Consider the following 12,095-nt stretch of genomic DNA (forward strand, 5'->3'; position numbering starts at 1 on the left):
CCCGAAAGCTGGCCAGAATTGCATTCGCCTTGATGAAGACTCAAGGCGAATACATGAGCAAAGGGGGCAAAAAGCATTGCCCACAACCATAGAATCTCCCACAGTGTGGGTCGCGGCGATGAGTGTGCTTTTTAACGCTCGCGCAACGCTTCCGAACGCGCCTTCATGATCGGCTTGAGCAGGTAGCTCATGATGGTCTTCTTGCCGGTCATGATATCGACCGTCGCCACCATCCCCGGAATGATCAGCAGCGGCTTCTCGTCAGTGCCCAGGTGGCTGCGGTCGGTGCGCAGCTTGATCAGGTAGTAGGTGGTCTTCTTGTCTTCATCGGTGATGGTGTCGGCACCGATCTGCTCCAGCTTGGCCTTCAGCCCACCGTAGATGGTGTAGTCATAGGCCGTGAACTTGACCGTCGCCTCCTGCCCAGGGTGCAGGAAGGCGATGTCCTTGGGCAGGATCTTCGCCTCGATGACCAGTGAGTCGTCCAGCGGCACGATTTCTATGATGTCGCTGCCCGGCTGGATCACCCCGCCAATGGTATTTACCAGCAGCTGCTTGACGATACCGCGTACCGGCGAAGTAACCATGGTGCGGTGCACGCGATCATCCAGTGCCTTGCTGGTCGCCGTGGCCTTGTTCAGCTCGGTGCGCGCTTCGTTCAATTGGGTCAGCGCTTCGCTGCGGAATTTGCCACGGGTCTCTTCGATCTTGCTTTGCACCTCGCGAATGGCCGCCTCGGCGCGCGGGATGGCCAGCGCTGTGGAGTCCAGCTGACCGCGGTTCTCCACTTCGGCGCGGCGCAGGCGCAGCACCTCAACCTGGGAGATCGCCCCGGTGGCCACCAGGGGCTCGGACATGCTGATCTCCTTGCGCAACAATTGCAGGCTGTTGGCGTACTGGGCACGTTTCGAACTGTATTCGCGCAGTTCCTGCTGGCGCTGTACCAGCTGCTGTTGCAGGCCACCAATCTCGTCCTGCAGTTGCTGGCGCCGGCTCTGGTACAACGACTCTTCACTGGCCGCCTGGCTTGGCGCGGCCTTGCGCAGTGCTTCGTCGATCTTCAGCGGGCTGTCCTCGACCTCGGCACTCAGGCGCTCGACGCGCAAGGCCATGGCCAGGCGGTCGGCCTCGGTTTCACCCACGTTGGAGGCGAAGCGGGTTTCATCCAGGCGCAGCAATGGCTGGCCCACTTCGACGATCTGCCCTTCCTTGGCGAAGATCTCGGCGACGATGCCGCCCTCCAGGTTCTGGATCTTCTGCACCTTGGACGACGGAATGGCCTTGCCTTCACCCCGCGTAACTTCGTCGATGGGCGCTACGCTGGCCCACACGATCAGGAACACGAAGAACAGGATCACGCCCCAGATGGTCAGCCGCACGACCCGCGGTGCATCCTCGATCAGGGCCTTGTTGACCTCTGGCAGCGGCTGGCCGCCCAGTGAATCGGAACCCTTGAAATAGCGCCGCAGGCCGTCCTTGAATTGCCCCACATCCAGCTTATGCAACACTGATCTGCCCCTTCTTCAGCGCATCCATGACCGCGGCTTTCGGGCCGTCGGCGACAATCTGCCCGCGATCGATCACGATCAGCCGGTCCACCAGCGACAGCAGCGAGGCACGGTGTGTGACCAGCAGCATCGTCTTCCCTTCCACCACCGCCTGCAGGCGCTGCTTGAGGCGTTCTTCGCCGGTGTTGTCCATGGCGCTGGTCGGTTCGTCCAGCAGCAGGATCTGCGGGTTGAGCAACAGCGCGCGGCCCAGGGCGACGTTCTGCCGCTGGCCACCGGACAGGTTCTGCCCGCGTTCACCCACCTGCAACTCGTAGCCGTCCGGGTGCAACCGGGCGAACTCATGCACACCCGCCAGTTCGGCAGCTTGCAGAATCAACTCATCCTCGATGTAGCGAGCCCCGCTGACCAGGTTGTCGCGCAGGGTACCGGCCAGCAGCTGGATGTCCTGGGGCACGTAGCCGATGTTGTGGCGCAGTTCGCTGACGTCGATCTGGCGAATGTCCACGCCATCGACCAGCAGCGAGCCGCTATCGGCCTCGTAAAGGCCGACGATGAGCTTGGCCAGCGAGCTCTTGCCCGAGCCACTGCGGCCGATAATGCCCACCTTCTCGCCGGGGCGGATGGTGAGGTTGATGTTCTTCAAGGCCTGATTCTGTTGGTTCGGGTAGGTGAAATCGACCCCCCGGAACTCGACGCTGCCCTGCAGCACCTTGCGGCTCAGCGGGCGTTCTTCGAAGTTGCGTTCTTGCGGCAGTTCCATCATGTGGTCGGTGGAGACCATGGTCACCTTGGCTTGCTGGTAGCGGGCGAGCAGGCCGTTGAGCTGGCCCAGCGGGCCGAGGGCACGGCCGCTGAGCATGTAGCAGGCCACCAGGCCGCCCATGCTCAGGTTGCCGTCGATGATCAGGTACACGCCGACGCAGATCATCGCCACGCCTGCCAGTTGCTGGATCAGCAGGGTGATGTTCATCGCCAGGCTCGACAGCACCTTCACCCGCAGTTCCAGGCGGCTGAGGGTACCCAGGGTCTGCTCCCACATGTACTGGCGTTCGCTTTCGGCGTTGTTGACCTTTACCGCATCCAGGCCGGCAAGGGTCTCGATCAGGCTGGACTGGCGCTCCGAGGCCAGGGCCATGGTCCGTTCCATGGTCGCCATCAGTGGCCGTTGCAGGGCGTAACCGATGCCCAAGGCCAGCGGGAAGGCGATGATCGGGATCCACACCAGGTGCCCGCCAATGATGGCGATGACGATCAGGATCAGGACGGTGAACGGCAGGTCGATCAGGCTGGTCAGGGTCAGCGAGGCGAGGAAGTCACGCAGGCCCTGGAACTCGTGAATGTTCTGGGCAAAGCTGCCGACCCTGGCCGGGCGGTACTTCATCGACATGCCGACGATACGTTCGAACAGCGTTGCCGAAATGATCAGGTCGGTCTTCTTGCCGGCCAGGTCCAGGCACAAGCCGCGCAGGCCCTTGAGGATCAGGTCGAAGATGTAGGCACCGGCGATGCCGATGGCCAACACCCAGAGGGTCGAGGTGGCCTGGTTGGGCACCACCCGGTCATATACGTTCATCACGAACAGTGGCGCGGCCAGGGCGATCAGGTTGATCACCAGGCTGGCGGCGATGGCGTCGATATATAGCCACTTGCTGCGCAGCAAGGTATCGCGGAACCACGACTTCGCCCGCGGGATGAGGTTGCCGTGGTTGACGTCGAACTTGTGCTGCGGCTGGGCGAAGAATACCCGGCCACTGTAATCGCTCTGCAGGGCTTCGCGGCTGACATGTACCTCGCCGCCATCGCTCTCGCTGAGCAGCAGGCGCGCGGTGTCTTGGTTTTCCCAGCCCAGCAGGACGGCGCTGCGGCCTTCCTTGAGCAGCAGCATGGCCGGCATGGCGATGCTCGGGATCTGCTCCAGCTTACGCTGCAGCAGGCGCCCCTGCAGGCCGGCCCGGGCGGCTGCGCGGGGCAGAAGCTCGGGGCTCAGGCGCTGGGCCGGCAGCGGCAGGCCGGTGGTCAGCATGACCCGGCTGGCGGGTTTCTGGTGCAGAACACACAGGCTCAACAGACTATCCAGCAGGGGATCGTCATGCTGACTGCGTGGATCGTGGCTGAGTTGGACTCGACTGACTTCGGATTCCACGCGGCTCTTCATCCTTGTGGTGGGTGGGGGGGTGTGCCGCCGTTCAGGCTGGCTCACCCTGGCGTTCAATGGCGCTGCCAGGCAGTGGTCATGAGGCTACGGCACCTTGGCGCTTGGGCAACCGGCCAATGGTCGCCTTGAATCGGTATTGAGTAAACAATTCTACGGTCTTCATTCTTGGCAGACGATGCTGAGTGGCGGATGTTTCATTTTTGATCCAGTCAGCATCCAGGCCGAATTAATTTGCAGCATAGCCTGCCATCCGTCTGGCGGCAGAGGAGTTGTCGGTATCGACTTGTAGCTTGTCAATAAACAGGCGCTTATTTGTTGACGTCATTCGGTAACTAATTAGGCAAAATTTATTATTGGAAAGCAGGTCGCTGACAGGCTTTGGTTCGACAATCGACTACGTTTTCTCATTTTCGGGCTGGCAGTATTTGCGCAGTGGTTCGCTATCTCTTTGATCTACGGCAAATCGGGTGCCTGATTGTGCAGCGGTGCGGGCTGCTGGCTCCGTGAGCTATCGTATGGCCGCGCTTTTGCCTGGCTTCCCGATCAAAGTCTTGCTGCCTTCAGGCAAGGTTTGTGCTTGTAACCAGGCAATGACCCGAGCGAGCGAAAGTGACTTGGTTATTGACGCTTGAATCTTTGACAGCTGCCGATGAGCGGTTGTCCAGTCGTATTCTTTGCGGTTACCTAGGCACGAGGAAAGCTGCTGAAAGTACTGGCTGAAGACGCTTTGGATGATGTACGACACTTATCCTCAAGAAGCGCATGGTTAAGATTCGAATATCAATGTGACATTACATTGCTGATTGTTTAGGATGGCAATGTATAAGGTCAATAGTTTGGCATTTGGTTAATTCCAAAAAGTTATAGACGGAATATTGACGCCAATAAACGTCTAGAGATCATCGACATAGTTCCGCCTGAAGTGGTCTGCAAGTGCCGCTCTGGCAGGGAAGTACCCATCGGGTCACACGGAGAGTCCAATGAGCAGCGTTGTAGCCATCGTCAAAAGTATTGTCGGCCAGGTTATTGCGGTATCCCCAGAGGGCATTCGGCGTGTTCTGATCGAAGGGGACCGCCTTCTGGCCGGTGAGGAAGTGCTCACCGGCCCGGGTGGTGCAGTTACTTTGGAGCTGGCCGATGGCCGTCTGCTCGACCTGGGTCGTGATAGCCAGTGGAGCGCCGATGCGCCAGACAGCAGCACCGACCTGAGCCAGGCGACCGCACAGGCCGCGCCGTCGGTGGAGGAACTGCAACAGGCGATCGCTGCCGGTGTCGACCCGACTACCGAGCTTGAAGCGACTGCGGCTGGCCCATCATCGGCGGGCGGTGGTGGTGCACTGGGCGGTGGCCACAGCTTTGTCATGCTCGAAGAAACCGCGGGCCGGGTCGACCCTACCGTCGGCTTCCCGACTGACGGGCTGGGCTTTGCTGCCGTGCTCGATGGCGAAGAGGTTGGCGTGCTGGATACCACCAGCAACAACCAGGTAACTACGCCGACGACGGATACCAGCGTTGCTACCGACCTGGTTCTTGGCGCTACCCCGTCCATCAGCGAAGCGGGTGGTGTAATCGTTTATACCGCTACGGTTGGCCAGGCACCGAGCACCAACCTGGTGGTCACCCTTTCCAACGGGGCCGTAATCGTCATTCCGGCCGGGCAGACCTCGGGCAGCGTCAACGTCGTGGTTCCGGCAAACGATACCCCGTATATCGACGGGGACCAGATTTCGGCGACCGTAACGGGCACCACCGGGGGCGGTGGGCTGACGGTGACCGTGCCGCAAACACCTGCGGTTACCCAGGTTACCGATACCATCGACACTACCACCGCGACCCTGACCGCTTCGCCAAGCGTGACTGAAGGCGGCGTCATCACCTACACCGTGACCCTGAGCAATCCGGCTCAAACCCCGGTGACCGTAACCCTGTCCAACGGCCAGACGATCACCGTCGAAGCCGGTAAAACCCAGGGCAGTATTGACTTCCAGACTCCGGCTAACGACGTCTACAACAACGGTTCAACTGTCAGCGCCACGATTACCGGTGCGACCGGTGGCAACTTCGAGCAGTTGGTGCCGAATCCGACTCCAGCTCAGACCACGATCAACGACTCGATCGACACCACCACCGCGACCCTGACGGCGAGCCCGTCGGTGACCGAAGGCGGCGTCATCACCTACACCGTGACCCTGAGCAATCCGGCTCAAACCCCGGTGACCGTAACCCTGTCCAACGGCCAGACCATTACCGTCGAAGCCGGTAAAACCCAGGGCAGTATTGACTTCCAGACTCCGGCCAACGACGTTTACAACAACGGCCCGACCGTCAGCGTAACCATCGAAAGCGCCACAGGCGGCAACTTCGAGCAACTGACCCCGAACCCGACACCAGCTTCGACTGTGATCAGTGACAGTATCGATACTGTCACCGTAAGCATCGTCAGCAATGGCAATGTGACCGAAGACCAGCAGCCTTCCTTCACCGTGAAAGTAAGCCAGGCACTGGACCGTCCTCTGACTGTCACTTTGTCCAACGGCGACACCGTGACCATCGAAGCTGGCAAGACCGAAGTCGAGTACAAGACCTCGGCCCAGGGTGATGACGTAATCAAAGACGCTGGCTCTGTCACCCTCAGCGTCACAGACGCTACCGTATCGGGTGCCACTTTCGAGAAGCTGGACCTTGGTGGGCCGGCGACCGTTGAAATCTCGGACACCGTCAGTGAAGTCGTCGCTACTCTGACCGTCGACAAGGCCTCCGTAACCGAGGGTGGCCAGGTGACCTACACCGTCACCCTGACCAACACACAGGGCCTGCCGGTTACTCAACACGGCGCGTTGACCTTCACTCTGAGTGATGGGACGAAAGTCACCATCCCGGCCAACAACGCGTCGGGTACCGCGACCATCACCGTCGACGATGACGTTTATGTCGGTGGTCAGGCGGCTATCGCGAACAAGCTGGAATCCGTATCAGGTGCGGACAGCTTCGAGAAGCTGACGCTCAGCGGTGATACCGTCACCACCTCCGTAACAGACGAGCCAGGCTCCGGCATTCCGGGTACTGGTAACCAGGGCGATCTGGTACAGGTCACCATCACCGCCGACCAGCCCTCGGTGGCTGAGAACCTCAAGCCGACCTTCACCGTACGCATCAATGCCCCGCTGGAACACGACCTGGTCGTGACCCTGAGCAACAATGCCCAGGTCACCATCAAGGCAGGCGATACCAGCGCGCCGTATACTCACGACGCGCAGGGCGATGATGTCTACAACGACGCCGGCCAGATCAGTCTGGGCGTCGAGTCGGCGGCAGATGTCGACGGGCGAGTCTTCGAGAACCTGCAACTGGGCGGTCCCGCTTCGGTCGAGGTGACCGATACCATCAGCGAAGTGGTGGCCAAGCTGACGGCTACCGAGTCCGTCACCGAAGGTGGCGAGATCACCTACACCGTCACGCTGACCAGCAAAGACGGCTTGCCGCTCAACAGCCACTCGACGCTGTACTTCACCCTCAGTGATGGCAAGACCGTTGTTGTGGTACCGGCCAACAGCACCACCGGTTCGATCACCGTGACCGCGCCGGACAACGTATACGTGGGCGCCAATGCGCCAGTGGTCAACGCGATCGACTCGGTCAGCGGTGCAGACGCGTGGAAGTTCGAAAAACTGACCTTGGACAAGACCGAAGTCAGCACAACGGTGACTGACGAGCCCGGAACCCCAGGCCCTGGCGGCGATATCGTCAAGGTCACCATCGAGGCCAATCAGGAGTCGGTCTTCGAGAACCAGAACCCGACCTTCACCGTGAAGATCAACACCGTTCTGGCGCACGATCTGGTCGTGACCCTGAGCAACAATGCCCAGGTCACTATCAAGGCGGGCGAAACCAGCGTGCAGTACACCCACGCCGAGCAGGGTGAAGACGTTTATCAGGACGCTGGCGAAATCAGCGTGGGCCTCAAGTCGGCGGCCGATACCGCAGGCAGCAGCTTCGAAAACCTGCAATTGGGCGGCGATGCGTCGGTGAAAGTAACCGACACCATCAACGAAGTGGTGGCCAAGCTGACGGCCACCGAGTCCGTCACCGAAGGTGGCGAGATTACCTACACCGTCACGCTGACCAGCAAAGACGGCCTGCCGATCAATAGCCACTCGACGCTGTATTTCACCCTCAGCGACGGCAAGACCGTTGTTGTAGTGCCGGCTAACAGCACCACCGGCTCGATCACCGTGACCGCGCCGAATGACATCTATGTAGGCGCTCAGCCTGTCGTCAATGCCATCGACTCGGTCAGCGGTGCAGACGCGTGGAAGTTTGAAAAGCTGACCCTGGACAAGACAGAGATCAGCACCACCGTCACAGACGGACCAGACTCTGAGGACACCACCTTCCTGACCCTGTCTGCTACGCCGACAGTGGCCGAAGGCGGCAAGATCACCTACACCGCCACCTTGACCAACAAGGCTGGCACCGACCTGGTGATCAAGCTGAGCAACGGTGAAACCATCACCATCGCCGCTGGCTCGAAAGAAGCCTCGATCACTATCGATGCACCAAGCGACGACGTCTACGTCGATGCCGAAGACTTGAGCGTAACCGTCACCGGCACCACCGGTGGCGACTTCGAGAAACTCGACGTCAGCAACACTGCGGCCGTGACCAAGGTCACCGACACCATCGACACCACTACCGTCACCCTGGCCGCCACGCAAAGCGTGGTCGAGGGCGGCGTGGTGACTTACACCGCGTCGGTCAACCACAAGGTCACCGGTTCGGACCTGGTGGTAAAGTTGGCCAACGGCCAGACCATCACCATCCCGGTGGGCGAGTCGTCGGCTTCGGTACCGTTCACCGCGCCGAACAACGTCCATAACACCAACCTCGACCTGACCAACAAGATCACCGACATCTCGGGCGGTAATTACGAGAAAACCGTGGCGGTTGGCGAGCCGGTGACCACCGTCACCGACAACCCGGCGACTCCGGACGTCACCACGCTCACCCTGACCGCGACGGATACCGTGGCCGAAGGCGGCAAGATCACCTACACCGCCACCTTGACCAACAAGGCCGGTACCGACCTGGTGATCAAGCTGAGCAACGGTGAGACGATCACCATCGCCGCCGGTTCGAAAGAAGCGTCGATCACCATCGATGCGCCGAGCGACGATGTGTATGTCGATGCCGAAAACCTGAGCGTGACTGTCACCGGCACCACCGGTGGTGACTTCGAGAAGCTCGACGTCAGCAGCACTGCGGCTGTGACCAAGGTCACTGACACCATCGACACCACTACCGTCACCCTGACGGCGACTTCGACTGTCGCTGAAGGCGGCGTGGTGACTTACACCGCTTCGGTCAACCACAAAGTCACCGGTTCCGATCTGGTGGTGAAGTTGGCCAACGGTCAGACCATTACCATTCCGGTGGGCGAGTCGTCTGCTTCGGTGCCATTCACCGCACCGAACAACGTCCACAACACCAACCTGGACCTGACCAACAAGATCACCGACATCTCGGGCGGCAATTACGAGAAGACCGTGGCCGTTGGTGAACCGGTGACCACTGTCACCGACAATCCGGCGACTCCGGATGTCACCACGCTCACCCTGACCGCGACGGACACCGTGGCTGAAGGCGGCAAGATCACCTATACCGCTACCTTGACCAACAAGGCCGGCACTGACCTGGTGATCAAGCTGAGCAACGGTGAAACCATCACCATCGCCGCTGGCTCGAAAGAAGCCTCGATCACTATCGATGCACCAAGCGACGACGTCTACGTCGATGCCGAAGACTTGAGCGTAACCGTCACCGGCACCACCGGTGGCGACTTCGAGAAACTCGACGTCAGCAGCACTGCGGCTGTGACCAAGGTCACCGACACCATCGACACCACCACCGTGACCCTGACCGCCACGCAAAGTGTGGTCGAGGGCGGCGTGGTGACTTACACCGCGTCGGTCAACCACAAGGTCACCGGTTCTGATCTGGTAGTGAAACTGGCCAACGGCCAGACCATCACCATCCCGGTGGGTGAGTCGTCTGCTTCGGTACCGTTCACTGCACCGAACAACGTGCACAACACCAACCTGGATCTGACCAACAAGATCACCGACATCTCGGGCGGCAATTACGAGAAGACCGTGGCGGTTGGCGAGCCAGTGACGACTGTCACCGATAATCCGGCGACTCCGGACGTCACCACGCTCACCCTGACCGCTACAGATACCGTGGCCGAAGGCGGCAAGATCACCTACACCGCCACCTTGACCAACAAGGCCGGTACCGACCTGGTGATCAAGCTGAGCAACGGCGAGACAATCACCATCGCCGCGGGCTCGAAGGAAGCCTCGATCACCATTGATGCCCCAAGCGACGACGTGTACGTCGATGCCGAAGACCTCAGCGTGACCGTTACCGGCACCACCGGTGGCGACTTCGAGAAACTCGACGTCAGCAGTACTGCGGCCGTGACCAAGGTCACCGACACCATCGACACCACCACCGTCACCCTGACGGCGACTTCGACTGTCGCTGAAGGCGGCGTGGTGACCTACACCGCATCGGTCAACCACAAAGTCACCGGTTCCGATCTGGTGGTGAAGTTGGCCAACGGCCAGACCATCACCATTCCAGTGGGCGAGTCGTCGGCATCGGTGCCGTTCACTGCACCAGACAACGTCCACAGCACCAACCCGGATCTCACCAACAAGATCACCGATATCTCGGGCGGCAACTACGAGAAGACCGTGGCCACCGGCGAGCCGGTGACAACCGTGACCGATGGTCCAGGTACCAAGGACGTTACTCACCTGACCCTGAGCGCGACGCCGACAGTTGCCGAGGGTGGCAAGATCACCTACACCGCTACCTTGACCAACAAGGCCGGTACCGATCTGGTCATCAAACTGAGCAATGGCGAGACCATCACCATTGCGGCTGGCTCGAAGGAAGCTTCGATCACCATCGATGCGCCAAGCGATGACGTGTATGTCGATGCTGAAGTCCTTCAGGTAAAAATGACCGAAACTTCGGGTGGTGACTTCGAGAAGCTGAATGTAAACAGCGGCGCAGCGGTGACCAAGGTCACTGACACCATTGACACGACTACCGTGACGCTGACGGCGGCTTCGACCGTCGCTGAAGGTGGTGTGGTCACTTACACCGCGTCGGTCAACCACAAGGTCACCGGATCGGACCTGGTGGTGAAGTTGGCCAACGGCCAGACCATCACCATCCCGGTGGGCGAGTCGTCTGCTTCGGTACCGTTCACTGCACCGAACAACGTCCACAACACCAACCTGGACCTGACCAACAAGATCACCAATATCTCGGGCGGCAACTACGAGAAGACCGTGGCGGTTGGCGAGCCAGTGACGACTGTCATCGATAATCCGGCGACTCCGGACATCACCACGCTTACCCTGACCGCGACGGACACCGTGGCTGAAGGCGGCAAGATCACCTACACCGCCACCCTGACCAACAAGGCCGGTACCGACCTGGTGATCAAGCTGAGCAACGGTGAGACGATCACCATCGCCGCCGGTTCGAAAGAAGCGTCGATCACCATCGATGCCCCAAGCGACGACGTCTACGTCGATGCCGAAAACCTGAGCGTGACCGTTACCGGCACCACCGGTGGTGACTTCGAGAAGCTGGACGTCAGCAGCACTGCGGCTGTGACCAAGGTGACCGACACCATCGACACCACCACCGTGACCCTGACCGCCACGCAAAGCGTGGTCGAGGGCGGCGTGGTGACCTACACCGCATCGGTCAACCACAAAGTCACCGGTTCCGATCTGGTAGTGAAACTGGCCAACGGCCAGACCATCACCATCCCGGTGGGCGAGTCGTCGGCTTCGGTACCGTTCACCGCGCCGAACAACGTCCATAACACCAACCTGGACCTGACCAACAAGATCACCGACATCTCGGGCGGCAATTACGAGAAGACCGTGGCCGTTGGTGAACCGGTGACCACCGTCACCGATAATCCTGCGACTCCGGACATCACCACGCTCACCCTGACCGCGACGGACACCGTGGCCGAAGGCGGCAAGATCACCTATACCGCCACCCTGACCAACAAGGCCGGCACTGACCTGGTGATCAAGCTGAGCAACGGTGAAAGCATCACCATCGCTGCGGGCTCGAAAGAAGCCTCGATCACCATCGATGCGCCGAGCGACGATGTGTATGTCGATGCCGAAAACCTGAGCGTGACCGTTACCGGCACCACCGGTGGTGACTTCGAGAAGCTGGACGTCAGCAGCACTGCGGCTGTGACCAAGGTGACCGACACCATCGACACCACCACCGTGACCCTGACCGCCACGCAAAGCGTGGTCGAGGGCGGCGTGGTGACCTACACCGCATCGGTCAACCACAAAGTCACCGGTTCGGACCTGGTGGTGAAG

Annotated in this window: 3 protein-coding genes; 1 reads left to right on the forward strand and 2 read right to left on the reverse strand. The window is 60.3% G+C overall.

The window, feature by feature from the left end:
- Nucleotides 1-131 precede the first annotated feature (131 nt).
- Both CAG44_RS27170 and CAG44_RS27175 read right to left on the reverse strand, forming a co-directional pair.
- Nucleotides 132-1,508: an HlyD family type I secretion periplasmic adaptor subunit gene (locus tag CAG44_RS27170; RefSeq protein ID WP_038407794.1), complete on the reverse strand. Its 1,377-nt coding sequence runs from the start codon at nt 1,506-1,508 to the stop codon at nt 132-134.
- Nucleotides 1,498-3,654, reverse strand: a complete 2,157-nt coding sequence (locus CAG44_RS27175) for a type I secretion system permease/ATPase (RefSeq protein WP_085593366.1) — start codon at nt 3,652-3,654, stop codon at nt 1,498-1,500. The genes CAG44_RS27170 and CAG44_RS27175 overlap by 11 nt, the downstream gene beginning before the upstream one ends.
- 992 nt (nt 3,655-4,646) lie before the next feature.
- Here CAG44_RS27175 and CAG44_RS27180 point away from each other — a divergent pair.
- A partial coding sequence (locus tag CAG44_RS27180) for a retention module-containing protein (protein ID WP_143516036.1) occupies nt 4,647-12,095 on the forward strand: 7,449 nt, incomplete at its 3' end.

The sequence above is a fragment of the Pseudomonas sp. B13(2017) genome (assembly GCF_002113245.1).
Lineage (GTDB): Bacteria > Pseudomonadota > Gammaproteobacteria > Pseudomonadales > Pseudomonadaceae > Aquipseudomonas > Aquipseudomonas putida_Z.